Source organism: Bifidobacterium sp. UMB1197, assembly GCF_030217745.1.
Lineage (GTDB): Bacteria > Actinomycetota > Actinomycetes > Actinomycetales > Bifidobacteriaceae > Bifidobacterium > Bifidobacterium vaginale_B.
Genome location: NZ_JASOOL010000002.1, coordinates 86,076 through 110,647, shown reverse-complemented (window position 1 = coordinate 110,647; position 24,572 = coordinate 86,076). Strand labels below are relative to the sequence as shown.

The 24,572-nt window shown below is 40.9% G+C and carries 20 protein-coding genes and 2 tRNA genes; 5 read left to right on the top strand and 17 right to left on the bottom strand.

What is annotated here, in order from left to right:
• Positions 1 to 59 precede the first annotated feature (59 nt).
• From ruvB to QP420_RS01685, 10 genes are all read right to left on the bottom strand, one after another.
• Positions 60 to 1,109, bottom strand: a complete 1,050-nt coding sequence (gene ruvB, locus QP420_RS01730; protein WP_481616458.1) for a Holliday junction branch migration DNA helicase RuvB — start codon at positions 1,107 to 1,109, stop codon at positions 60 to 62.
• A gap of 65 nt (positions 1,110 to 1,174) precedes the next feature.
• Positions 1,175 to 1,813 (bottom strand): Holliday junction branch migration protein RuvA, encoded by a 639-nt coding sequence (gene ruvA / locus QP420_RS01725; protein WP_481616385.1) that lies wholly within the window; start codon positions 1,811 to 1,813, stop codon positions 1,175 to 1,177.
• Positions 1,814 to 1,869: 56 nt separating this feature from the next.
• Positions 1,870 to 2,451, bottom strand: coding sequence for a crossover junction endodeoxyribonuclease RuvC (gene ruvC / locus QP420_RS01720; RefSeq protein WP_481616384.1), 582 nt, complete (start codon positions 2,449 to 2,451; stop codon positions 1,870 to 1,872).
• A gap of 6 nt (positions 2,452 to 2,457) precedes the next feature.
• Positions 2,458 to 3,216, bottom strand: a complete 759-nt coding sequence (locus QP420_RS01715; protein WP_060786727.1) for a YebC/PmpR family DNA-binding transcriptional regulator — start codon at positions 3,214 to 3,216, stop codon at positions 2,458 to 2,460.
• Between the two features lie 76 nt (positions 3,217 to 3,292).
• Positions 3,293 to 3,943: a CDP-alcohol phosphatidyltransferase family protein gene (locus QP420_RS01710; RefSeq protein ID WP_060786728.1), complete on the bottom strand. Its 651-nt coding sequence runs from the start codon at positions 3,941 to 3,943 to the stop codon at positions 3,293 to 3,295.
• A gap of 134 nt (positions 3,944 to 4,077) precedes the next feature.
• Positions 4,078 to 4,148 (bottom strand) — tRNA-Gln (locus QP420_RS01705).
• A 75-nt stretch (positions 4,149 to 4,223) separates the two neighbouring features.
• Positions 4,224 to 5,246 (bottom strand): ribose-phosphate diphosphokinase, encoded by a 1,023-nt coding sequence (locus QP420_RS01700; protein WP_060786729.1) that lies wholly within the window; start codon positions 5,244 to 5,246, stop codon positions 4,224 to 4,226.
• A 147-nt stretch (positions 5,247 to 5,393) separates the two neighbouring features.
• Positions 5,394 to 6,176: a nicotinate-nucleotide adenylyltransferase gene (nadD, locus tag QP420_RS01695; RefSeq protein WP_060786730.1), complete on the bottom strand. Its 783-nt coding sequence runs from the start codon at positions 6,174 to 6,176 to the stop codon at positions 5,394 to 5,396.
• Positions 6,169 to 6,744 (bottom strand): phosphoribosylglycinamide synthetase, encoded by a 576-nt coding sequence (locus QP420_RS01690; protein WP_481616383.1) that lies wholly within the window; start codon positions 6,742 to 6,744, stop codon positions 6,169 to 6,171. Before QP420_RS01690 ends, nadD begins: the two co-directional genes overlap by 8 nt.
• A gap of 16 nt (positions 6,745 to 6,760) precedes the next feature.
• The gene (locus tag QP420_RS01685) at positions 6,761 to 8,143 is read right to left on the bottom strand and encodes a glutamate-5-semialdehyde dehydrogenase (RefSeq protein WP_060786732.1); all 1,383 of its coding nucleotides are present in this window, start codon (positions 8,141 to 8,143) and stop codon (positions 6,761 to 6,763) included.
• 72 nt (positions 8,144 to 8,215) lie between these two features.
• Between QP420_RS01685 and thrC the strand changes: the two genes are divergently transcribed.
• Positions 8,216 to 9,733, top strand: coding sequence for a threonine synthase (thrC, locus tag QP420_RS01680; protein WP_481616382.1), 1,518 nt, complete (start codon positions 8,216 to 8,218; stop codon positions 9,731 to 9,733).
• An 11-nt stretch (positions 9,734 to 9,744) separates the two neighbouring features.
• Here thrC and QP420_RS01675 read toward each other — a convergent pair whose 3' ends face one another.
• The 7 genes from QP420_RS01675 to QP420_RS01645 all read right to left on the bottom strand — a co-directional run bounded on the left by QP420_RS01675 (position 9,745) and on the right by QP420_RS01645 (position 16,610).
• Positions 9,745 to 10,458, bottom strand: a complete 714-nt coding sequence (locus QP420_RS01675; protein ID WP_060786734.1) for a regulatory protein RecX — start codon at positions 10,456 to 10,458, stop codon at positions 9,745 to 9,747.
• 18 nt (positions 10,459 to 10,476) lie between these two features.
• The gene (gene recA, locus QP420_RS01670) at positions 10,477 to 11,637 is read right to left on the bottom strand and encodes a recombinase RecA (protein ID WP_060786735.1); all 1,161 of its coding nucleotides are present in this window, start codon (positions 11,635 to 11,637) and stop codon (positions 10,477 to 10,479) included.
• 217 nt (positions 11,638 to 11,854) lie between these two features.
• Positions 11,855 to 12,088, bottom strand: a complete 234-nt coding sequence (locus tag QP420_RS01665; protein WP_020973608.1) for a DUF3046 domain-containing protein — start codon at positions 12,086 to 12,088, stop codon at positions 11,855 to 11,857.
• Positions 12,075 to 12,827: a CinA family protein gene (locus tag QP420_RS01660; protein WP_481616381.1), complete on the bottom strand. Its 753-nt coding sequence runs from the start codon at positions 12,825 to 12,827 to the stop codon at positions 12,075 to 12,077. Before QP420_RS01660 ends, QP420_RS01665 begins: the two co-directional genes overlap by 14 nt.
• A 5-nt stretch (positions 12,828 to 12,832) precedes the next feature.
• Positions 12,833 to 13,447 (bottom strand): CDP-diacylglycerol--glycerol-3-phosphate 3-phosphatidyltransferase, encoded by a 615-nt coding sequence (gene pgsA / locus QP420_RS01655; RefSeq protein ID WP_415688623.1) that lies wholly within the window; start codon positions 13,445 to 13,447, stop codon positions 12,833 to 12,835.
• A gap of 96 nt (positions 13,448 to 13,543) precedes the next feature.
• Positions 13,544 to 16,267: an FtsK/SpoIIIE family DNA translocase gene (locus QP420_RS01650; RefSeq protein ID WP_481616380.1), complete on the bottom strand. Its 2,724-nt coding sequence runs from the start codon at positions 16,265 to 16,267 to the stop codon at positions 13,544 to 13,546.
• 267 nt (positions 16,268 to 16,534) lie between these two features.
• A tRNA-His gene (locus QP420_RS01645) sits at positions 16,535 to 16,610 on the bottom strand.
• Between the two features lie 133 nt (positions 16,611 to 16,743).
• Between QP420_RS01645 and purT the strand changes: the two genes are divergently transcribed.
• The 4 genes from purT to purF all read left to right on the top strand — a co-directional run bounded on the left by purT (position 16,744) and on the right by purF (position 24,528).
• On the top strand, positions 16,744 to 18,120 hold the full coding sequence (gene purT / locus QP420_RS01640) for a formate-dependent phosphoribosylglycinamide formyltransferase (RefSeq protein WP_481616379.1): 1,377 nt from the start codon (positions 16,744 to 16,746) through the stop codon (positions 18,118 to 18,120).
• 168 nt (positions 18,121 to 18,288) lie between these two features.
• On the top strand, positions 18,289 to 19,071 hold the full coding sequence (gene purC, locus QP420_RS01635; protein ID WP_481616378.1) for a phosphoribosylaminoimidazolesuccinocarboxamide synthase: 783 nt from the start codon (positions 18,289 to 18,291) through the stop codon (positions 19,069 to 19,071).
• 120 nt (positions 19,072 to 19,191) lie between these two features.
• Positions 19,192 to 22,965, top strand: coding sequence for a phosphoribosylformylglycinamidine synthase (locus QP420_RS01630; protein ID WP_481616377.1), 3,774 nt, complete (start codon positions 19,192 to 19,194; stop codon positions 22,963 to 22,965).
• A gap of 69 nt (positions 22,966 to 23,034) precedes the next feature.
• A complete protein-coding gene (gene purF, locus QP420_RS01625) occupies positions 23,035 to 24,528 on the top strand; it encodes an amidophosphoribosyltransferase (protein WP_481616376.1) in 1,494 nt (497 codons plus the stop codon).
• Positions 24,529 to 24,572 lie beyond the last annotated feature (44 nt).

The following is a 24,572-nucleotide window of genomic DNA, read 5'->3' as shown; positions in this document are numbered from 1 at the left end:
ACTCCTTAAGTTATCCAACCCTAAGACGGTAAAACACCGCCCAAATCAAGAATTTTAGGCTATCTATCTGACATTTTTGGCGACTCCAGACCCAAATGCTCCCAAGCTTTTTTGGTTGCAACGCGACCCTTTGGAGTACGAATAAGAAAGCCCTCGCGAACTAAATATGGCTCACAAACAGTTTCAACTGTTTCTGACTCTTCTCCAACCATTGCAGCCAAATTGTTAAGGCCAACAGGGCCTCCATTAAATTGGCTAACAATAGCTTTTAGCACAGCAATATCTAGTCTATCTAAGCCCTGCTTATCAATCTGGTATAAAGCTAAAGCTTTTACAACCGATTCACAATCTACTTCTTTAAGATTGTTAACAACAGCCCAATCTCTAACGCGCCTTAAAAGACGGTTTGCAATCCTAGGAGTTCCTCTAGAACGCATTGCGAGTTCTTTAGCAGCCTGATCTACAAGTTTTACGCCTAAAACTGTAGAAGAACGCTCAATAAGTTTTTCTAGCTCATCTTTAGGGTAAAAATCAAGATGCGCTGTAAAACCAAAACGAGCACGAAGCGGAGAAGGAAGCATGCCTTCTCTTGTAGTAGCTCCAACAACAGTAAAATGCGGCAATGTAAGCGGTATAGAAGAAGCTCCAGGGCCTTTTCCAACCATAACGTCTACTCTAAAATCTTCCATTGCAATGTAAAGCAATTCTTCAGCAGCGCGAGGAAGTCTGTGAATTTCGTCAATAAATAGTACCTCGCCCGTATCTAGCGAACTTAAAATCGACGCTAAATCGCCAGCATGTTGAATTGCAGGACCAGAAGTTACACGAATAGACACACCAAGTTCGTTAGCAACAATCATTGCTAACGTTGTTTTTCCAAGACCTGGAGGACCCGCAAGAAGTATATGATCTGGCGGAACATTACGTAATCTTGCCGCATCCAAAAAAAGTTGCAGCTGAGCTTTTAATAAAGGCTGACCAATAAAACCTTCTAGAGCATGAGGCCTTAGCTCTTCGTCGCTAATCTGCTCGTTTTCTATAGGAGACGAGGAAACCATTCTTAAAGAATTTTCTAGCACGCCCGTATTTAACGCTTGCATATCTTGCATATTGTTGTTTACGCTGTTCATATTGTTTACGCTGTTAGCACTGTTTTCTTTTAAAGTCACCATTATCACCTGCCTCTATCGAGCGAAGATAAAGCCATACGCAAAACTTTTGGCATATCTGCATCACTAATTGGCAAAGAAATATCTTCCTGAGCACAAACATTTTCCACCGCTTTTTGAGCGTCAAACTGCTTCCATCCTAAAGACATTAATCCAACAACAACTTTGCGCATAGAAGAATCGCCAAAATCACTAATATTCTTGTTTGCATTTTTATCTACACTATCTTTGCTTAGCAAAGACATGTCAATAGATCCTTTAAGTTCAAGAATTATTTTTTGTGCGCCCTTTTTGCCTAGCCCAGGAGCGGAAGAAAGCGCAGAAACATCTGAATCTGCAATAGACTGCATTAAACGATCTACGCTCAACGTTGACAGCAAAGAAAGAGCCACTTTAGGCCCTACTCCACTAACTTTTTGCTGAATTTGAAGAAAAATACGTTTGGCTGCAATGCTTGTAAAACCATAAAGAGTAATAGCATCTTGACTAACTTGCAAAGACGTATAAACCTTAACTTCTTGACCTTCGCGCAAAGACGACAAATCTGAAGAAGGCATATAAACCTCGTAGCCAACGCCACAAACACAGATAAGCGCACAGCGAGAATCAATAGACTCCACAACGCCACTAAGCATACCAATCATGCGCTCACCTTTCGGATAAAATCTGCAATTTATAGAACAGATGTTCTATAAATATCCTACATACCTCGCCCGACAGAACTTGATCCGCGCGCCGCACGCAAAGATTCAGCCCACTTTCTTTGAGCAGCCGTTAAATGTTGTTCTCTCTCCCCTCCCTGAAGTGCTCCAGCAGGCCTAAGCGCATGGCAAATAGCCTGAGCTAAAGCATCGGCAGCATCTGCAGGAGTTGGCAAAACATTAAGATTTAAAAGACGAGCAACCATGCGCTCCACTTGCTGCTTTCCAGCACCGCCATTTCCAGCAACAGCCAACTTAACCTCTGTAGGAGTGTGCAAAGCAACAGGAATACCCCTTTGAGCTGCAGCAAGCATTGCAACTCCAGCAACTTGAGCAGTACCCAAAACAGTGTTTAGATTTTCTTGAGCAAATACCCTCTCAATCGAAACAACATCTGGCGAAAACCGCTCTATTTTTCCAACCAGTCCGTTGTAAATCTCAAGAAGTCGTAAATCCTGAGAAGTCTTTGGATTGCTTCTTAAAACGTCGACGTGAATAAAAGAAAGCCGACGAGAAACGCCGGCTTCAATCACGCCGACCCCGCAGCGAGTAAGCCCGGGGTCAACGCCCAAAATCATCATTGGAAACTATTCTGCTTCCTCAAGCTGAGCCATAACTTCATCCGAAGCGGTCCAGTTGCTATAAATGTTCTGAACATCGTCCAAATCATCGAGATTGTCAATCAAGCGAGACACCTTTTGAGCATCTTCAAAGCTCAACTCAACCTCATTATTTGGATGCATAACGATTTCAGCAGAATCGTAGTCAAAACCAGCCTCTTGCAAAGCCTTACGAACCGTTACCAAATCGCTAGAATCCGTGTATACAGAATACACATCTCCATCATCAGCAACGTCTTCTGCACCTGCTTCTGCAGCAATATCAAAAAGCTTGCTGTAGTCAACACCTTCGCTAGGAACTTCAATCAAGCCCTTGCGCTCAAAGTTAAAGCTCACAGAACCGCTTGTAGCCAAAGATCCATTGCCCTTTGTAAGAGTAGAGCGAACATCTGCTGCAGCGCGATTACGATTATCTGTAAGGCACTCAATAATCAAGCCAACGCCTGCAGGAGCATAGCCTTCGTAAACAATCTCTTCGTAGTTTGCGCCGCCTGCTTCTTCGCCAGAACCACGCTTAACAGCGCGCTTAATGTTATCTGCTGGCATAGAAGCTTTCTTAGCTTTAACAATTGCATCGTACAAAGTTGGGTTACCATCTGGGTCTCCACCACCAAGACGAGCTGCAATTTCAATATTCTTAATAAGCTTGGCGAAAAGCTTGCCGCGCTTTGCGTCGATAGCGGCCTTCTTGTGCTTTGTGGTCGCCCACTTGGAATGACCTGACATGATACTCCTAAAAAGTGTACGGTTACGTAAACGTGATGATTTTAATGCGCTTTAGCGACAAATCACCAAATTTGATTTAGTCAAGCGCATTTTTAACTTCAAAAATACGCTGAACAACGGTTATGGCTCCACCAACGCAAAGAATAATCATTGCCAAGCAAAGCCACAGTAGCCAACCAGTTAATCCACTTAATCCCATTGCAACTAAAATTATGGCCACTCTATCGGCGCGAGTAATCAAGCCTTTTTTAGCATCCACTCCAACAGACTCGCCTCTTGCTCTTGCATATGACGTTACAAAAGCAAACATCATAGCAACTAGAGAGCAGACTAATCCGCAAGAACGCAAAAAATTATTTACGCAAAATGGCAAATATAAACAAATGCTTAGATTATTTGAGCGATATAAACAAATGCAAACACACGCAAAAAGCGACCAATCCGCAATCCTATCGAGCGTAGAATCTAAAAATGCACCAAATTTAGTTCCACCGTTCTTATTTGTTAAAGCAGCAACAGAACCATCCAAAGCGTCTGCAAGAACAAAAATCGTAAGTAAAATCGTACCAAACAAAAGTTGGCCAGTTATTGAAACAAAAATAGCCGTTGCAACAAGTGCCAAGGCACCAAAAACAGTAACACCGTTAGCAGTACAACCAAATTTAACAAGAAGCTTTGCAACCGGCGAAATAACACGTTTGAATCCGCTTCTTAAAGATTCCAACATATTAAGCCTTTCTTTGAAAACAAGCACAAAACACGCACAAAACAAGTACTACAAACTCGTTTTAAAACCCGTTTTAAGCTACAACAGCTATGTTAACAAAAACGCCGCTTAAAACTAAGCGGCGCTAATTCTAGCTCCCTCACCTGGATTCGAACCAAGACAAAGGGTTCCAAAGACCCGTGTGCTGCCATTACACCATGAGGGAACGGCGGAAAAACCGCCAAGTCACTATTATGCCATAACAATCGACATCGTCAAGTTTGGCGTGGCGAAATAGGATTTATGCAAATAAGAACCCTTGTCCATGATGCTCTGGATAGGTGTCAAACAGCTTTGCAACAGATCCATCTTCAAACACAGCCTTAATTGCACTAGCCAAAAGCGGAGCAATAGAAAGAACTGTTAAACCATCCCAACGCTTTTCTTGTGGAATAGGAACAGTATCTGTTAACACCACTTCGCGAGCGCCGCAATTCTTTAAGCGCTCAACGGCAGGCCCCGAAAGAACGCCGTGCGTTGCAACAACAGTTACAGACTTGGCTCCAGCGTCTTTAAGAACGCTACAAGCTCCAGCAATTGTTCCAGCAGTATCGATTAAATCGTCAACCATAACGCAATCGCGACCAGCAACATCTCCAACAACACGATTTGCTACAGCTTGATTTGGACGCGTAATATCCCTGGTTTTGTGCACAAATGCAAGAGGACCTCCGCCTAAGCGCTGCGCCCACTGTTCTGCAACACGAATTCGACCTGCGTCTGGCGAAACAACTGTTACATTGCCTAAATCTTTGCTAAAGCGGTCTCTCACATAATCTACTAGCACTGGCATAGCAATCAAATGATCGACTGGGCCATCAAAGAATCCTTGAGATTGTGCCGCGTGCAAGTCAACGCTCATAATACGATCGGCGCCTGCGGTCTTAAGCAAATCAAACATCAAACGGCAAGAGATAGGCTCACGACCGCGATGCTTTTTGTCTTGTCTTGAATATCCAAGCAACGGGCACACAGCGGTAATAGAACGGGCAGATGCGCGCTTTAAAGCATCAATCATAATCAACTGTTCCATAATGGACTTATTGACTGGATCGCTGTGACTTTGAAGCACAAACACGTCTGTTCCTCGCACAGACTGAGTGTATCGAACATACATTTCGCCGTTAGCAAAATCGTATGCCGTTGTTTCCAATACTTCTATACCAAGCTGATTCGCAACATCTTTAGCAAGCTTAGGATGCGCGCGACCAGTTACGAGAACAAGGTTTTTATCTGGCTTTCCTTCAAGGATGATGCTCACCATATCTCCAAACGCTAGTTCGCTAACCGCCCACAAAAACGGACTGTTTTTAATACTATCTATTTGCGCAGACTATAAGTCTCAAGCTGTTTCGTACATAACAAATCGTTGCAAAGAATTGCAAATCGTTACAAAAAACATTACAAATCATTACAAATCGCGCATATACAATCCGTGCTTAACAATATATTGCACAACGCCATCTGGAACCAAATACCAAACTGGCTCACCATGTTCTGCACGCTTGCGAACATCTGTTGAAGATATTGCCAATGCTGGAATCTCTAATATGTCAACTGGAAAACGATGATTGTGGCAATTAATCATATCGTCGCAAGAATCGTAAGATGCAGAACGAGCCTCAATTTGAGCAAACTTCTCAGGATTTGCATACCCTGGCCTAGTAACTGCAACAAATCTTGCTAAATTCCACAATTCCTTAGCGTCTTTCCATTGCATAATCTCCGCAATGGCGTCTGCACCAGTAATAAAGAACAGGTCTGCTTGCGGATGCTGAGCGCGTATATCTTTAAGCGTATCAATGGTGTAGGTAACGCCTGGCCTATCAATATCTACTCTAGAAACAGTAAATTTTGGGTTCGAAGCCGTTGCAATTACGGTCATTAAATATCGGTCTTCCGCATTTGTAACTTTTTTATCTAGCTTAAAAATAGGCTTTCCAGTTGGAACGAATATAACTTCATCCAAATCGTACACCCACGCAACTTCGGAAGCTGCCACCAAGTGTCCATTATGAATTGGATCAAAAGTACCACCCATAATTCCTATGCGCGGTCGCTGATGAACATTACCTCTTGCAGATTGCTTGCGCTTAGAAGCATTTACCGAAACAGGTGCACTAGTTTGACTCTGATTAATAGATCCTTGGAATAAATCCGACATCCTGCGTTCTGTAGAATTATTACTACTCATTTACTTGAGCTTTCGCATCTTCCTCATCGTCTGCTTTAGCTTCACTAATCACGCTAGAAGCAACATTTGCCTTGTCGGGGTTAATATTGCCCATTTCTTCATTCCACTCATCCTGAACCACTCGCTTAATTTCTTCAAAAGTTGGAAGAGGAAAATCAGGCTGGAAAACACCCCTAATATTGGCAACACACTCGGTTATTCCAACAAGAACTTCGCTCATATTATCAACAAGACCAGCACGCTCAAGTTTACTAAACTCCAATATGTTGCTTTCCATTTTTTGTAGATTACAATTAATCGATTCTACGGCCTCATTGCTGCCTGGCGTAATAACATCTCGATTATCCCTATCTGGCCAACCCATTAAAACTGCATCAGCATATTCAAGAGAAGACCTTTGGCTAGCAGAAGCAATCCCATCTTCTATTTGAACCAAAAACACATAACGAACAATAGACAATCTTTCAGCTGCAATATCTAAAGCATCAAGCACATTAGAATTAGATATGCTTACAAATCCATTTACGCGTTCTTTATGTGTTTTAGATAATTGTGATGTATCAGGCATATTCTTAACCTTACTCTTAAGCCCTTATTTGTCCATCTCCATAGCCAATCCACTTTGTAGTTGTCATTTCTATTAAGCCCATTGGTCCTCTTGCATGCAACTTTTGAGTGGAAATTCCAAGCTCGGCTCCAAAACCAAACTCGCCGCCGTCCGTAAACCTTGTTGAAGCGTTTACCATAACAACAGCACTGTCTATTGACGAAACAAACTCATTAATCGTTAAATAATCTTGCGCAATAATCGTTTCCGTATGACCCGTTGAATATTTTGAAATATGATTAACAGCATCTTTAACACCATTTACAACTTTTACTCCGATTTGCAAAGATAGATATTCTGTAGACCAATCCTCATTATTTGCTCGCTCTAATTTAATGCCATTTATGTTTGCATCGCTTAGAATGTTGTAGGAAATCTCATCTGCATGAATCAAAACATTATGCTTCGCCAATTCGCTTGCAACTTTTGGCAAAAATTCTTTAGCAATGCTTTTGTCTACAAGCAATTTTTCTGCAGCGTTACAAACTCCAACTCGTTGCGTTTTTGCGTTTATAATAATCGGAATTGCTTCATCAAAGTTTGCCGTTTTATCTACGTAAATATGAACATTTCCAGCGCCAGTTTCAATAACTGGAACTGTTGATTCTTTAACAACAGCCGCGATTAGATTTGCGCTGCCTCTAGGAACCAAAACATCAATATGACCATGTGCGTGCATCATTGACGTTGCGCCGCTTCTACCTAAATCGTCCACAGATTCTATAAGATTTTCGCTTACGCCAGAATCTTTTAAGACTTGCCTAATTACTGTAATTGTTGCACGATTTGTATTCTCGGCCGCACTTCCACCTCTTAAAATTACAGCATTTGAAGATTTTATGCATAAAGACGCAACATCCACAGTTACATTTGGCCTGGCCTCATAAATCATTCCCATTACGCCAATTGGAACTCTAACTTGCGAAAGTCTAATACCATTTTCCAGCGTGTATCCTCGAACAACTTGGCCCACAGGATCTTGCAATTGCGCTATTTTTTTAACACTTTTAGCAGACTGAATTATTCTTTCTTTATTAAACACAAGTCTGTCTAATTTCCCAGCATCCATGCCGTTACTTTTAGCTTTTTCTATATCTTTAAGATTTGCTTTTTCAATAAATTCAGCGTTACTTTCAATTGCATTTGCTATAGCGTTTAAAAGATTATTCTTAAAAGTCGCATTAGCTTTAGCAAATTCCCGCTGAGCGTTTCGCGCATCATCTGCTCTAGAAAAAACAATAGAATCGGCAGCAGAATCAGCAGCAGAATCTAAAGAAGCCCCACATTCTTTAGACACATTGCCTTGTGCATTATCACGCGTTTTATCAAACTTTATATCACTATTAGTCATATTGAACATATTAGCAATAGCAGTGCTTAGGCTCCACCTCTTCGGGTAACATGTATAACAATTGGCACAAATGGAGGAATTATGGCAGAAAACACTACGAATGCAGTTATGTTTCATAGCACTAGGTCGAATTCTAAAACCTATACGTCGAAGCAAGCTATTCGTAGAGGCATAGCCGAAGACGGTGGCTTGTTTGTTACCGATTGCCTTTCAGATGCGCGCTACGATATTTCTAATCTTCCTGGAAAAACTTATAAGCAGATTGCTAAAGACGTTCTTAAAATCCTCCTTCCAGATTTTACATCTAGCGAGCTTAATGAATGCGTTGAAAATGCTTATGGAAATCAGTGGGAAGATTGCGAAATTACTCCGTTAAAGCCTCTCGGCACTAACAACGATTTTGTTCTAGAGCTTTTCCACGGCCCTACTTGCGCATTTAAAGATGTTGCTTTGCAGATTTTGCCACAATTTATTAGTCATGCAAAAGATGCGTCGGATTCTAATCAAAACGTTATGATTCTTACTGCTACTTCTGGAGACACTGGTAAAGCTGCTTTATCGGGATTTGCAGACGTTGAAGGCACTTCTATGGTTACTTTCTACCCAGAAGGAAAGGTTAGTAAAGTACAAGAGTTGCAAATGACAACTCAAAGTGGAAACAATGTTAGAGTTTGCGCAGTTAAAGGTAATTTTGACGATGCGCAAAGCGGAGTTAAAAAAATCTTTACCAACACTTCGATTAATGAATCGATTAATAACAATAATCACGCTTTGCTTTCTTCTGCAAATTCAATCAATATTGGAAGGCTGATTCCGCAAGTTGTTTATTACTTCTACGCTTATTCAAAGCTTGTTGAGCGTGGCTCTATAGAACTTGGCAGCGAAGTAGAATTTTGCGTTCCAACTGGTAATTTTGGCAATATTCTTGCAGGATATTACGCAAAAATGCTTGGTCTTCCTGTAAAGCACCTGATTGCGGCAAGTAACAGCAACAATGTTTTGTTTGACTTTTTGGTTAGCGGAACCTACAACAAAATTCGCCCGTTCCATCAAACTGTTGCTCCTTCTATGGATATTCTTGTTTCTTCCAACTTGGAACGCATGCTTTATTACATGTGCAATAAAGATACACGACTTATGCAAATGCTTATGAATGATTTGCAACAATGGGGTGCTTTTGAAATACCAGAAGACGTGCTTTCTAAAATTCGAGAACTCTTTGGATGCGGCTGGGCAAACGAGAACCAAATTCGCGATTCCATAAAAGAATGCTGGAATAATCACAATTATGTTATTGATCCACATACTGCTTGTGGTTACTTTGTTATGAGCCATATTCCTCACGATTCTAGTGTCCCTCGTGTTCTTTTAAGCACTGCAAGCCCGTATAAATTCCCTAGAGTTGTTTGCCAAGCATTGGGCTTAAATGTTGAAGGTTTAGATGACTTTGATTGCATGGAACTATTAGAGAATACAACTTCTACTAAGGCTCCTAAAATGCTTAGCGATCTTAAGAATAAAACAGCTAGATTCAACGACGTTATTAATGTTGAAGATATGCCAGATTACGTTCTTAAATGTGCTAATCAGATTTGCTGAATCTTTATGATTTAAGACTTAAACAAAGCATAATACACTTCGTTTAGCATGCTTAAATCATGACCTTTTCTAGCTCCTGCAGAAAAGAATCTTCGTCTTCTAACATCTGATTCTAGACTTTTTGTTCGCTCTGCTGTTTTTTTGCCTAAATCCCATGCAGCTTGTTCAAAAACACCATTTTCTCTAGCCTCTTGCAAAGATGAGGTTATTATTATAGATGGAACTCCCTTTTTTTGCAGCTCCATGCGAGTTGCACGTTCTCCTAATGTTCTAGATGCACATGAGCGTATAACAGACTGAGCGTACTGTTCATCGTTAATTAGATGCAAATCTTCTAATCTGCTTACTACAGAATCAATAGTGTTCTCGTTATATCCCTTATTTATAAGCCTATCTTTTAAATCATTTGAAGATCTTGGCGCATAATCCAACATTCTTAAAGCAGACTCTCTACAGCTATCAAAATCACATGCTTTTTTAGAATCAACTTTTTTAACAGCTTTATTATTGTTAAAAGAACTGTACTTTTGCAATCTATAAGACGAATGGCATGAGTCTTCTTCGCAATCACCTATTTCAGCACTATTCTCTAAATAATGCGAATTAACAACTTCTAAACTACAATCATCTTCTGCACACACATTCTTGTTTTTAACATCATTTTCGTTAAAAACAGAAGCATCTGCTGGCTTATGATTGCGAAGAAAACTCTCAACACTAATCATCTATTAGTCTTCTTACTATTAGTCTTCGTTCTTGGAATCCTTAGTTGAAGCGTTTAGCTTATCTTCTGCTACAGAATCTGACTTTGCTTTTGCACTATCGTCTTCGTCTTCTACTTCAACAAACTGATCTTCTGGTTTCATTAGCCCAAAAGCAACTTTTACCTTATCGCTAATTTCTTCCGTAATAGCTGGATTGTCTTTAAGGAATTGACGAACGTTTTCCCTACCTTGACCAAGCTGTTCACCCTCATAAGTAAACCAAGAACCAGACTTTTTAATAACATCGCACTGAACAGCCATATCGATTACAGAGCCTTCAGTAGATATTCCTTCTCCGTAAAGAACGTCAAATTCAGCGGTTTTAAATGGTGGAGCCATTTTGTTCTTAACAATCTTTACTTTAGTTCGGTTACCAACGGCTTCTTCTCCGTTTTTAATAGTAGAAACACGCCTAATATCCATACGAACAGACGAATAGAATTTAAGAGCTTTACCGCCTGTAGTTGTTTCTGGACTACCAAAGAATACGCCGATTTTCTCTCGGAGCTGATTAATAAAGATTGCTGTTGTTCCAGCTTGAGACAAAGCGCCAGTCATCTTTCTTAAAGCCTGGCTCATTAAGCGCGCTTGCAAACCAACATGGCTATCTCCCATGTCTCCGTCAATTTCTGCCTTTGGAACCAAAGCCGCAACAGAATCAACCACTATAACATCTAGTGCGCCAGAACGAATAAGCATATCTGCAATCTCTAAAGCTTGCTCACCATTATCTGGCTGAGAAACAATAAGAGAATCTGTATCAACACCTAATTTACGCGCATAAACTGGATCTAAAGCATGTTCTGCATCAATAAATGCTGCAACTCCGCCATTCTTTTGAGCGTTAGCAACAATGTGCAAAGCTAGTGTTGTTTTACCAGAAGATTCAGGTCCATAAACCTCTACAATACGCCCGCGAGGAACACCACCAATTCCCAAAGCCATATCTAGAGCAAGAGAACCAGTAGGAATAACCTCTACATCTTGTAGTGGCCTATCTCCTAATCTCATTGCAGAACCCTTGCCGTACTGCTTTTCAACATTTGCAAGAGCCATCTCTAATGCTGCTTTTCTACGAGGATCCGCCTTGTCGGCATCAATAAGACGATCCACAGCACCCTTTTTTGCTTGTTGTGCCATATTATTACTCCTTTCGCATGCCGATGTATTGACGACCATACTCAATACATGATGCCCGTGCAAGCGTTTTAGAGCAATGTGGTTAAAGGCTTTTTTCCACTAACCAATAGGCACTTACACGCTGCAAGAAGCCCAACAATTAAATATTATACACCATAAACGAACATTTGTTCGATAAGCGTGTTGGCTTGAAATTTCAACAAAATAAAATAATCATTTATTTTGCTGGAAGTGGCGGAGCATTATGGTCTTTACCCCAACGCTTGCTATCTGGAATATTCATGTGATCGCATAAAACATTCCAAACAATCCTAGGCTCCACGCCAGCATCAATCGCCTCGCGCGCGCTCATGCCATCAAGTTTTTGCAGCTCCTGATCTTTAGCAATACTCCTGCCGAATTCTCTGCCAAAAACCTCTTCAAGAAGCTCCCAAAATTCACGTTCGCGCATAAAAAATCCAATCTTCAAAAATAAGCGCATAAAAAATCTTGATTAGCACATCAACAACTCCAACGCGAACATCTTGTCTCTGCCCAACAATATTTAACTGCGCACAAATAGTAAATCCGCAATCCAACGAGTCAATATTGCATTTGCTTAAAGAAATATTGCTTATTTTGCCGCATCCGCAATCAAAAACATAGTCTTTAATCTCGCTGATTTTTAACGAAACAGAATCAAAATCAAGCAAAGAACAGCAATCTGAAGCAGAATTGGGAATAAAAATACCAACGTAAGCTAAACCAGCTGGCTTTGTGCCATCTGAGCCAGGCCCTGCAACTCCCGTAGTAGAAAATCCAATAACAGGAAAATCTGCATTATCAACGTCTTTTTTAGGCTCTAAACACTCGTATTGCCACTTGGAGCCGCTATATAATCTTGCACAACCAAACGCCATTTGTTTAGCAACGCTAGGCTCTACAGCACCGAAAGTTTTAAGCAAATCGGGGTCCACTCCAAGAATCTTAGATTTTTCGCGAATATCATACGTAACAGCAGAACCGAGAAAAACCTTTGAAGCTCCAGGAATCTTTACAAACGAATCTGCAAGAAGACCTCCAGTTAAAGATTCTGCACAACAAATATGAAAAGACTTGTTTGCGCAAAAATCAAGAATCTTACTTACTAAAACGTCTGTAGAATCATTCACTAAATCGTTTGCTAAAGCGCTTGCTAAGTCGTTACACATTTTTATCAACGCTTAAACGCACCGCGAACATAAAGGAATCCAGAATAAAGTGCAAAACCAAGAGCAATGCCAATAAAACCGTAGCAAACAGCGTAATAGCACACAACCCACATCGGTACGTTATAAACGCAGAATATTGGAACAATAGGCGCAAGAAGCATTGCTATGCCAACAGATTGAGAAAGCGTCTTATATTTTCCTGCCCAAGATGCTGCAATAACTTTTCCGCCTTTATCAATAACATAAAAACGCAAAACAGTAATGCCGATTTCTCTAAGAACAAACAAAAGAGTAATCCACCAATAAAGTTCGCCAAAAGCAGAAGCAATAATAAGAGCGGAAAGTATTAAAAGCTTATCGGCAATAGGGTCCAAGAGCTTTCCAAGTTCTGTAACTTGATTGTATTTTCTAGCCATCCACCCATCAAGCTTATCTGTTGAAGCTGCGACTATAAACAGCACAAATGCGCTCCATCGAACCGAAGTGGACGCATAGCCCCAAGGACCTGAAATAAGGTACAAAACGATGAATACAACAGAAAGAGCTATTCGCACATAAGTCACAATGTTTGGAGCGCAATTCCAACCTTCAAGCAACTTAGACTTACCTTTTTGCAACATTGTTAATACCTCCATAACCGCTACACAAACATGGTATAGCAAACGCAAAACTTAATTAAACATTTATAAAATTTATAAACGATTTATAAACAATCCTTAATTCAAAGAATCAGACTCACCTTTAATAAAAGCTAAAACTTTAGGTAAATCTTGCGGCTGAACAAGAACTTCACGAGCTTTAGACCCTTCGGAAGGGCCAACAACTCCTCTAGACTCAAGCAAATCCATAAGTCTGCCCGCCTTTGAGAATCCAACACGAAGCTTTCGCTGAAGCATAGAAGTAGATCCAAACTGCGCACCAACAACAAGCTCAGCAGCTTGAAGAAGCTCGTCCATATCGTCACCAATATCCGTTGTTTTAGCTTGAATCTGAGCCTGTTCATCTGCCTTTGCAGCCATTTGCTCAATATCTTCCCTATAACGAGGCTTTCGCTGAGTTCTAACGTATTCCACAGCTTTACGAATCTCCGATTCACTAACCCAAGATCCTTGAACTCGTTGCGGCTTAGCAGCACCCATTGGAAGAAACAGCGCATCTCCTTGACCAATCAAAGTTTCCGCACCAACAGTATCTAAAATAACGCGAGAATCTGTAGCAGAAGACGTAGCAAAAGCTAATCGAGACGGAATATTTGCCTTAATCAAGCCAGTTACAACATCAACGGACGGGCGCTGAGTTGCAAGCACCAAATGCACACCAGCTGCACGAGCAAGCTGAGTTATTCGCTGAATAGAACTTTCAACGTCATTTTTTGCAACCATCATCAAATCAGCCATCTCGTCTACAACAACAAGCAAATACGGGTATGGCGCAACTTTTCTCTCGGAGCCTTTAGGCGCATGAACCTTACCTTCTCGAACAGCCTTGTTGAAGTCTTTAACATGGCGGAAACCAAAGAATTGCAAATCGTCGTAACGCGCATCCATCTCTTTAACAACCCATTCAAGAGCCTGAGCTGCTTTTTTAGGATCTGTAATAATCGGAGTTAGCAAATGCGGAATTCCGGCATATGCAGAAAGCTCCACTCGCTTTGGATCTACCAAAATCATGCGAACCTGCTCTGGAGTTGCACGCATAATAATCGAAGTTAGCATAGAGTTTATAAAGCTTGACTTACCAGAGCCAGTAGCTCCCGCAACAAGAAGATGCGGCATTTTATCGAGCGCTGCTGTTACAAAATGACCCTCAACATCTTTACCAACACCAGTGAGCATAGGATTTGAATCTTGTCGAGCTTTATCCGACCTTAAAACATCTCCAAGGTTTACAATCTCTCGATCTACGTTTGGAATCTCAATACCAATCGCAGACTTTCCTGGAATTGGAGACAAAATACGCACATCCGTGCTTGCCACAGCGTATGCAATATTCTTCTGCAGATTTGTAACCTTCTCAACTTTTACGCCAGGGCCTAATTCAACCTCGTATTGCGTAACGGAAGGGCCTCGCAAAAAGCCAATAACCTTTGCATCCACTTCAAACTGTTCAAACGTAGATGTTAACGCGCGAATTACTCGATCGTTTGCAGGAGTTCTAGTTGCGTGAGGCTTTCCATGAACAAGCATGTTTAAATCTGGCAATCTGTACGGTTCTTCTTTGTAGTCTTTTGAACCATCGCTTAAATATTCATCACCATTATTTGCGCTATTTGCACTAACACTATTTACATCAGCGCTATTTTCATCATTTTCTTGCGATAATCTATATTGATCCAATTGCTCGGCAGGAATCTTACTCCAAGGGTCTGCTCCACTATATTGTGAATTGCCACTAATAGGCGCCTTTGGGTACTCATCAATATACATTTTGCCAGACGATTGCAAAGAACCATTAGAGGCAACAACACGAGGATGTTGGCTACGATTCTCATCTTCTTGCTCGCCAATCTTAGAGTCATATTCTCCAGCAGAGCCATCTTCTTGATTTGGCTTAGAAGAAGCAGAAATAAAAGCGTCGTCACCAGCATACGCATCTAAAAGCTCGCTGTTGTTGTCTTTCTTTTTAGAGCCAAACAGAGTGTTGAAAATCTTTGAAATTACTGAATTATGCAGAGTTCTGCGCGACTTTTCACCTTCGGAAGCATCATGAGTTGGAACTCCTTCTGCAAACTCAAGATTTTCACTGTTAGCAGAGCTTAAATCTTTAGAATCATAAGATTCATCATCTGGATTATCTTTAACGTCTCTGGACTTTTTAAAAATAACAGAAGATACAAATTGAGTAATGTCTGCAACATGCAGCTTAAGAATCATTAGAAGAGCAAAAATAGCGATAATAACAAAGATTGCAAGAGCAAAAGTTTTAGATAATCCCCATGCTAATGGCGAACCCAAGGAAAATCCTAATAATCCTCCAGCTTTTTGCAAATCATCTATATTAAATTCCTGATTTTTGCTTGCAAACAAAATGTCTAAAATGGAGCAAATAGACCATAGTAAAAGAACAAAGCCGCCTATAACGCGCGGATTACCAGATTTAGCACCACTATTTCGTATAAGTCTAATTGCAACCGCACTAAGCCACACTGGCAAAACAACACTCATAACTCCAAAAACAGCAGAAGACAATGAGTGCAAGGCAATTCCTAAGAATCCGCTAACTCTAAACCATTCGGATGCACAAAAAAGAACAGCAAGAATAAGCATTACAAAACACAAGCCGTCCCTGCGATAGGCTTCATCATATTGCCCAACTCCAAAAAGTGAGCGAACTGCTTTGCCAATAACACGCGGGACAAAAAGAAGAGCAGACTCCCAAAATGGCTCACCAGAAGAGACTTTTGACAATGTTTTAGACTGCTTACCACCCTTGTCTGGCATACAACCGCTCCTTTTTAAAATGCTAAGTCTAAGTCCACTAACCGCTAATTACAGCACACAATCGCCAGCTTTTAGCTAACTAAGTACCACACCAACCGAATTACTTAAACAATATCCAATCACCTATTAGCAAATCATTAGCCTTAACTATTCTACTCCATTGCATAAAACAACTCGTGCATAAATAGGACGGATTATGGGTTATAGGGGTTGGGCTATAGCCTAAAAGTCATAAAAAAAAAAACGGCTGGAAACCAGCCGAATAAGTGGGGTGGCTAACGCGGCTTGAACGCGCGACCTTCTGAACCACAATCAGATGCTCTACCGACTGAGCTATAGCCACCATTACGGCGCGAAACCCTTCGGGAATCGCACAACAGAGGAATACTATACACGATTTTTTTCATTTACGCTAGCCCACACGTTTTCGGCGCGTCGCAAGAAAATACGACATTACTTAATGACACAATATAAATATGAGTTTTTTGCAAAAATCGGATGCAAGCATTGCGTCTAATAAAGAGCCAAACAATAACAAAAATGCAAATAACGATTTAAGCAAGAGCATTGCAAACAATCGAACTTTTGGCATTTTAAATTCAAAATCACACACAACTACAGTCCTTCTTTTAGGTTCTGGAGAACTTGGAAAAGAAATTGCTATAGAACTTATAAGACTTGGCGTTAAAGTGTGCGCTGCAGACAGTTATGCAAATGCTCCAGCAATGCAAGTTGCACAAGAAAATCGCGTTTTAGACATGAGCGATTCCAAAAAACTGCAAGATTTAATAGATGATATAAATCCAAACATAATAATTCCAGAAATTGAAGCAATATCAACCGAAGTATTAAAGAATGTTGTAAAAAACAAAAAGATTCAAGTTGTTCCAAGCTCCGATATTACTGCGATTGCAATGGACCGCGAAGCTTTACGAAAAATAGCACACGAAGACATTGGCTTGCCTACTACACCATATCGCTTTGCTTCTAGCTACAAAGAATTAGAAGAAGGCGCCAAGCAGGTGGGATACCCTTGTGTTGTAAAACCAATAATGAGTTCTTCTGGGCATGGTCAATCTATTGTAAAAGATTCTAAAAATCTTCAAGAAGCTTGGTACGAAGCTCAAAACGGAAGAAGATCTAAGCATAAAAGTGCAGATGCACAAAACGATATATCTCGTGTAATCGTGGAAGCATTAGCACCTTTAGACTATGAGCTAACTGTTTTAACTGTATGCTCTAGCGCTGGAATAACAACATGTGAACCTATTGCTCAATGCCAAAAAAATGGCGATTATAGGCAATCGTGGCAGCCAGCAAACATACCAGAAAGCGTTCGTCTTAATGCTCAAAACATTGCTAAACAAGCAGTAGAGGGCTTAAGCAAAATTGCAAAGAATAACGGCGAAACTGGCTGGGGCGTTTACGGAGTTGAACTTTTTGTTCTTAAAAATGGAGATTTACTTTTTAACGAATTATCTCCAAGACCTCACGACACTGGCATGGTAACAATGATTTCGCAATATTACAGCGAGTTTGCCCTACACGTTTTAGCAGTGTTAGGCGTTCCAATTACGCAAAAACACACAGCTCTTTGCCTAAAAGATAACGAAGTTGCTTTAAGCTACGCTCTTGTTGTGCAAGGAAACGGAGCTGTAGGATTTACAAATCTTGCGCAAGCATTAGATGAAGGAGATTGCCAACGCAGCAGCATACGAATTTTTGGAAAGCCAGAAGTTCACGGCTCAAGAAGGATGGGTGTTATTTTGACAGTGTCAAGCAGCCAGCAGAAAGCAAAATCTTTTGCGACACGCATTGCAGATTTGCTGCACACAGTTGAGCTTCCCGCATAAACCGTTGAAAAATCAAGGTTTTTACCATTACATTTACGTAAAAAATCAAAAAATAATCTAACTAAATTGTAGGTAACAATTGTTAGTCTAATCGTGCTGGCAGGTTGAATAAATCATCAAATATGATGATTTACGCCGTCCGCATAAATGCAACAGAGAGGCACGTCAATGGAAAAACTTGACAAGTTGTATGAAGGCAAAGCAAAGAAATTGTATGCCACCAATAACGATAACGTATTGTGGGTTCAATACATGAATCAAGCCACAGCTGGCAATGGTCTTAAAAAAGCTCAAATTGCTGGAAAAGGCAGCTTAAATAATCAAATCACCTCTTTAATATTCAATCTTCTTAATGCCCGTGGTGTAAAAAGCCATTTTCTTGGAAGAATCTCTAATACCGAGCAGCTCGTTAAGCGCATGAAGATGTTTCCGCTAGAAATAATCATGAGAAACACAGCTGCGGGATCTTTTGCAAAACGATATGCAGTTAAAGAAGGAACTGCCCTAAAAAAGCCTCTTTTGGAATTTTGCGTAAAGTCAGACGATCTTGGTGATCCATTTATTAACCCAGATGGCGTTGTGGCTTTAGGTCTTGCTAGCGAAAGCGAAATGGCAGAAATTACAAAGCAGGCTCATGCTGTAAATAATGCACTTTTAGACATCTTCAACAAAATTGATGTTCAACTCGTTGATTTTAAGATTGAAGAAGGCGTTGACGCACAAGGAAACATTCTTCTTGCAGACGAGATAACGCCAGATACGTGCAGACTTTGGGACAAGCGAAATGCAAATGGATCCGAAGTAAATCACTTAGACAAAGACTTGTTCAGACGCGATTTAGGAGACATAATCCCAGCCTACGAAGAAATATTCTCAAGGCTTAAATCTCTTGCGCAAAGCGAAGGAGTGAACTTCGACGAAGTCAATCCAAACGATTGCACTGAACAATGATTTTAATGTGGCTCGCATCTTTTAAGGTGCGAGCCACGCGCGTTCTTAAACGAATAAAACAAAAACAAAAATAGCCAAACTACAAAATAGCAAAAACTACAATTGCAAGGCAGGTTCACCGTGGTATTTCGCGTTTATGTTGAAAAACGATCTGGTTTCGATATAAAAGCCCAACATCTTAATCACGAGCTTAAAGAGATTCTTGGTATTAATTCCCTAAGATCCACGCGCATAATCAACAGGTACGACGTAGAGGGAATATCTAAAGAACTTTTTAATACTGCAATTAAAACTGTTCTTAGCGAACCGCCAGTAGATAATACATACGACTACTTGCCTATTAGCACAAATGAACACGTTTTTGCTATAGAGTTCCTTCCAGGGCAATTTGACCAACGTGCACAATCGGCAAGCGAATGCATACAAATGATTAGTCAGGGAGAATGCCCTAAGGTTAAAACAGCTCAAATTCTTGCATTTAAAGGCGATTTAACTAAAGAAGACCTTGATGCAATAAAACACTACGTTATTAATCCAGTAGAAGCTCGCGAGGCATCTTTAGATGAAGTTAGCACGCTTGCAACCGAAGCGATTGTTCCAGCAAATGTAGAGGTATTAGACGGATTTAACGACTTAGATTCCATTGGATTACAAAAATTCATAGAAGACCGCGCGCTTGCAATGGACTTAGCTGATGCCAAATTCTGCCAGGATTATTTTAAAAACGAAAATCGTAATCCAACTATTACCGAAATAAAAGTAATAGACACGTACTGGTCTGATCATTGCCGTCACACTACGTTTGGAACACATTTTAAAGACGTACAAATAGATGATGAGCAAGTAAAAGATGCTTTTAATCGCTATCTTAAATTACGAGAAGAGCTTAAGCGTACAAATAAGCCGATTTGTCTTATGGACATGGCAACTATTGGCGCAAAATATTTAAAGCATACAGGAAAGCTTAAAAACTTAGACGAATCCGAAGAAATCAACGCGTGCACAGTAAAAGTAAAGGTTGACGTTAACGGGCACGATGAAGACTGGCTGTTTTTGTTTAAAAACGAAACGCATAATCATCCTACAGAAATAGAACCTTTTGGTGGAGCCGCAACATGCATTGGCGGTTGCATTCGTGACCCACTTTCTGGCAGATCCTATGTGTATCAGGCAATGCGAGTAACAGGAGCAGCCGACCCTAGAACGCCTATTAGCGAAACTTTAGAAGGAAAACTATCTCAAAGAAAAATCGTAACTTCGGCAGCTGCAGGATATTCGTCTTACGGAAATCAGATTGGACTTGCAACAGGCGAAGTTCACGAGCTTTACCATCCAGGATATGTTGCAAAGCGCATGGAAGTTGGAGCTGTTGTAGCTGCTACACCAGCAGACCATGTTCGCAGGGAAACGCCTGAGGCAGGAGATGTGATTATTCTTCTTGGTGGCAGAACTGGAAGAGACGGAATAGGCGGTGCAACTGGTGCTTCTAAAGCTCAAGATACTGAAAGCATTGAAGAATGCGGAGCAGAAGTACAAAAAGGAAACGCACCTATTGAGCGTAAACTACAACGACTTTTTAGACGCAAAGATGCATGCCGTCTTATTAAGCGTTGCAACGATTTTGGCGCGGGCGGAGTTAGTGTTGCCACGGGCGAAATCGCAGATGGATTGATTATTGACTTAGACAAAGTCTCTAAAAAATACGAAGGGCTTGATGGCACCGAACTTGCTATTTCCGAGTCTCAAGAGCGCATGGCTGTTGATGTTGCCGCAAGCGACGTAGACGAATTTTTGAGCTACGCTCGTCAAGAGAATCTGGAAGCGCAAGTTGTTGCAACAGTTACAAAAGAAGCTCGAATGAAGATGACTTGGCGAGGGAAAACAATTGTTGATTTAAGCCGAGAATTCTTAGCTTCTAATGGCGCTTCTAAAACTCAAGATATTCACGTTGAAGGCGGCAAAAACTACACTACAAAGTGGCAAGACGCAAGTGACGAATATGCTAATAAGACTTTTAGCGAGCGCATAAAAGATCTTGTTTCAAATATTAATGTTTGCTCAAATAAAGGTCTTAGTGAAATGTTTGACTCCACTATTGGAGCCGCAACGGTTCTTATGCCATTTGGAGGCCGCCGACAACTCACTCCAGCACAAGCAATGAGCGCAAAATTCCCAGTATTCGGCGAAACAAACACCGCTTCTGCAATGGCTTGGGGCTTTAACCCGTACATTATGGAAAAGAATCAATTTACGGGCGCTTACTTAGCTGTTGTAGAATCTTTGGCAAAGCTTGTAGCAAGCGGTTTTACAATCGAAAACGCTTATTTAAGTCTTCAGGAATATTTTGGCAAGCCGCAAAACGTTCCAGAACGTTGGGGCAAACCTACTGCAGCCGTTCTTGGTGCTTTATGCGCTCAAATTGATTTTGGAGTTGCTGCGATTGGCGGTAAAGACTCTATGAGCGGAAGCTTTGAAAATCTTGATGTTCCACCAACCCTTATATCTTTTGCTGTTTCTACAGGAGACGCTCGCTTGGCAATATCTCCAGAGTTTAAGAAAACAAATAGCAAAATCCTTAAGATTTCGCCAATCTACAAGCAAGACGGCCTTACTCCTAACGCTCAAAGCTTCTTAGAAGCGATTAGGATTGTGGAAAATCTTACTTCAAATAAGCATGCGCTCGCAGTTAGTACTCCAGGTTTTGGAGCTAGTGCGGAAAGCTTGTTTAAGATGACTTTAGGTAATCATATTGGCTTAAAGCTTAATGAGTCTGTTAAAACCGACGACTTATTTAAGCCTAGCTACGGAACTTTCTTTGTAGAAGTAAACGAAGATTTTAACGTTAACGATTTTGCGAGCGAATTTAGCAAAGATCTTGTAAATGTTGAATTTATTGGCCAAACTTGCAGTGAGTTTAAGTTTTATGCTTGCAATGAAGCTATTAGTTTAGACGATTTGCAAGAAGATTGGGAAAGTCCTCTAGAGGGCATCTTCCCTTACAGAGCTAAGGGCAATGCGGTTCGCGCAATAAATTCCACTAATCGCAAGCCTATTCGAAATCATATGAAATCTCACAGAAGAACGCCGTTAAGCAAGCCGCGCGTTATTATTCCAGTCTTCCCTGGCAATAATTGCGAATACGACACTCAAGCAGCGTTTGAAAAGGCTGGAGCAGAATGCAAAACGCTTATAATCAACAATTTAAGCGCTAATGATGTTGTAGAGTCTGCACAAGAGCTTGTTAAAGAGATTAATAAAAGCCAGATTGTTATGATTCCAGGCGGTTTTTCTGGAGGAGATGAGCCAGACGGTTCTGCAAAGTTTATAGCGGCATTCTTTAGAAATCCTGCTGTTAGCGACTCTGTTCGCGATTTGCTAAACAATCGAGATGGCTTAATGCTTGGTATTTGCAACGGCTTCCAAGCACTTATTAAGCTTGGTCTTGTTCCATTTGGAGATATTGTTCCAATGGATGCAGAATGCCCAACTTTAACGTTTAACACTATTGGAAGGCATCAAAGCAAGATTGTTCGAACTCGCGTTGCTTCTAATCTTTCTCCTTGGCTTTCAAATTGCAAAGTTGGAGATATTCATAATGTTGCAATATCTCATGGCGAGGGTCGATTTGTAGCGTTGCCAGAAGTTATGGATGCGCTTATACAAAACGGTCAGGTTGCCACACAATACGTTGACAGCAATGGCGTTCCAAGCATGAATCTTAAGGTAAATCCAAACGGGTCACTTATGGCTGTAGAAGGAATCACAAGCCCAGATGGAAGAGTGTTTGGAAAAATGGGTCATTGCGAGCGCACTGGAAGCGGCTTGTACGTAAATATTCCAGACTTTAAAGAGCAAAACATTTTTAGCGCTGGCGTTGAATACTTTACGTCGTGATTGGGGATTTTGTGTTTAAATATTCTAATCAAACTATTTGCAGCAATTTTAAAACAATAGGGGGCGCAAATGTCTGCTGAGCTTGAAGGTGTTCACGAAGAATGCGGTGTTTTTGGAGTGTGGGGTCATTCCGATGCTGCAAGACTTACCTACTTTGGCTTACACGCATTGCAACACCGCGGCCAAGAAGGTGCTGGAATAGTAGCCAACAATAATGGTCATCTTAAGGGATACAGAAACTTAGGTCTTTTAACGCAAGTTTTTGCAAACGAAGACATTATGAAGCAGCTAACCGGAAACAGTGCCATTGGCCACGTTCGCTACGCGACTGCGGGGTCTGGAAGCGTTGAAAACATCCAACCTTTTCTGTTTTCTTTCCACGATGGAGACGTTGCTTTAGGCCATAACGGCAATCTTACTAATTGCACAACTCTTAGAAATAAGCTAGAAGATTGCGGAGCTATTTTCCACTCTAATTCCGACACCGAAGTTCTTATGCATCTTATTAGAAGGTCCACAAAAACTTCGTTTATGGATAAGCTTAAAGAAGCTTTGCGCACGGTTCACGGCGGATTTGCATACCTGCTTCTTACGGAGAACTCACTTATTGGAGCAACGGATCCAAACGGTTTTAGGCCGCTTTCTTTGGGAAGAATGAGTAACGGAGCTTATGTTCTTGCATCCGAAACTTGCGCTTTAGATATTGTTAGCGCAGAGTTTATTCGAGATATTGAGCCAGGCGAAATAATTGTTATTAATAACGAAGGTTACAAGATTGAGCGTTATGCAAAGAATATTCAGCACGCTGTTTGCTCAATGGAGTTTATCTATTTTGCTCGCCCAGATTCTAATATTTACGGCATTAATGTTCATTCTGCTCGAAAGCGCATGGGAGCACGCTTATCTAAAGAGTCTCCTGTAGACGCAGATATGGTGATTGGAGTGCCTAATTCTTCGCTTTCTGCAGCTGCAGGATATGCCGAAACAAGCGGAATCCCTAACGAGATGGGTTTGATTAAAAATCAATACGTTGCGCGCACTTTTATTCAGCCAACGCAAGAGCTTAGAGAGCAAGGCGTTCGCATGAAGCTTTCGGCTGTTAGAGGTGTTGTTAAGGGAAAGCGCGTAATTGTTATTGACGATTCAATCGTTCGCGGAACAACGTCTAAGAGGATTGTTCGTCTTCTTAGAGAAGCGGGCGCTAAAGAGGTTCATATGCGAATCTCTTCGCCTCCTCTTAAATACCCGTGCTTCTACGGAATCGATATTCAAACTACTAAAGAGCTTATTGCAGCTAAACATTCCGTTGAGCAAATTCGCGAATATATTGGCGCTGACTCTTTAGCATTCTTATCTTTAGACGGTCTTGTTGAGTCTATTGGGTTAAATAAGCCTGCTCCGTACGGAGGATTATGCGTAGCGTATTTTAATGGCGACTACCCTACTGCTTTAGATGACTACCGAGATGAATTCTTAGCTTCGCTTTCTAAAGAAGACAAGGAAGTTTTAGAGAATATTAAAAAGAATAGTAAATACAATTTTGCGACTAAAAACTGCGATTAAACTACGATTAAACTACGACTAAACTTCGACTAAACACTTAAAAC

Coding starts and splice junctions, on each gene's coding strand:
- ruvB (WP_481616458.1), bottom strand. CDS start 1,109: ATGCAAGATATGCAAGCGTTAAATACGGGCGTGCTAGAAAATTCTTTA.
- ruvA (WP_481616385.1), bottom strand. CDS start 1,813: ATGATTGGTATGCTTAGTGGCGTTGTGGAGTCTATTGATTCTCGCTGT.
- ruvC (WP_481616384.1), bottom strand. CDS start 2,451: ATGATGATTTTGGGCGTTGACCCCGGGCTTACTCGCTGCGGGGTCGGC.
- QP420_RS01715 (WP_060786727.1), bottom strand. CDS start 3,216: ATGTCAGGTCATTCCAAGTGGGCGACCACAAAGCACAAGAAGGCCGCT.
- QP420_RS01710 (WP_060786728.1), bottom strand. CDS start 3,943: ATGTTGGAATCTTTAAGAAGCGGATTCAAACGTGTTATTTCGCCGGTT.
- QP420_RS01700 (WP_060786729.1), bottom strand. CDS start 5,246: ATGGTGAGCATCATCCTTGAAGGAAAGCCAGATAAAAACCTTGTTCTC.
- nadD (WP_060786730.1), bottom strand. CDS start 6,176: ATGAGTAGTAATAATTCTACAGAACGCAGGATGTCGGATTTATTCCAA.
- QP420_RS01690 (WP_481616383.1), bottom strand. CDS start 6,744: ATGCCTGATACATCACAATTATCTAAAACACATAAAGAACGCGTAAAT.
- QP420_RS01685 (WP_060786732.1), bottom strand. CDS start 8,143: ATGTTCAATATGACTAATAGTGATATAAAGTTTGATAAAACGCGTGAT.
- thrC (WP_481616382.1), top strand. CDS start 8,216: ATGGCAGAAAACACTACGAATGCAGTTATGTTTCATAGCACTAGGTCG.
- QP420_RS01675 (WP_060786734.1), bottom strand. CDS start 10,458: ATGATTAGTGTTGAGAGTTTTCTTCGCAATCATAAGCCAGCAGATGCT.
- recA (WP_060786735.1), bottom strand. CDS start 11,637: ATGGCACAACAAGCAAAAAAGGGTGCTGTGGATCGTCTTATTGATGCC.
- QP420_RS01665 (WP_020973608.1), bottom strand. CDS start 12,088: ATGCGCGAACGTGAATTTTGGGAGCTTCTTGAAGAGGTTTTTGGCAGA.
- QP420_RS01660 (WP_481616381.1), bottom strand. CDS start 12,827: ATGTGTAACGACTTAGCAAGCGCTTTAGCAAACGATTTAGTGAATGAT.
- pgsA (WP_415688623.1), bottom strand. CDS start 13,447: ATGTTGCAAAAAGGTAAGTCTAAGTTGCTTGAAGGTTGGAATTGCGCT.
- QP420_RS01650 (WP_481616380.1), bottom strand. CDS start 16,267: ATGCCAGACAAGGGTGGTAAGCAGTCTAAAACATTGTCAAAAGTCTCT.
- purT (WP_481616379.1), top strand. CDS start 16,744: ATGAGTTTTTTGCAAAAATCGGATGCAAGCATTGCGTCTAATAAAGAG.
- purC (WP_481616378.1), top strand. CDS start 18,289: ATGGAAAAACTTGACAAGTTGTATGAAGGCAAAGCAAAGAAATTGTAT.
- purF (WP_481616376.1), top strand. CDS start 23,035: ATGTCTGCTGAGCTTGAAGGTGTTCACGAAGAATGCGGTGTTTTTGGA.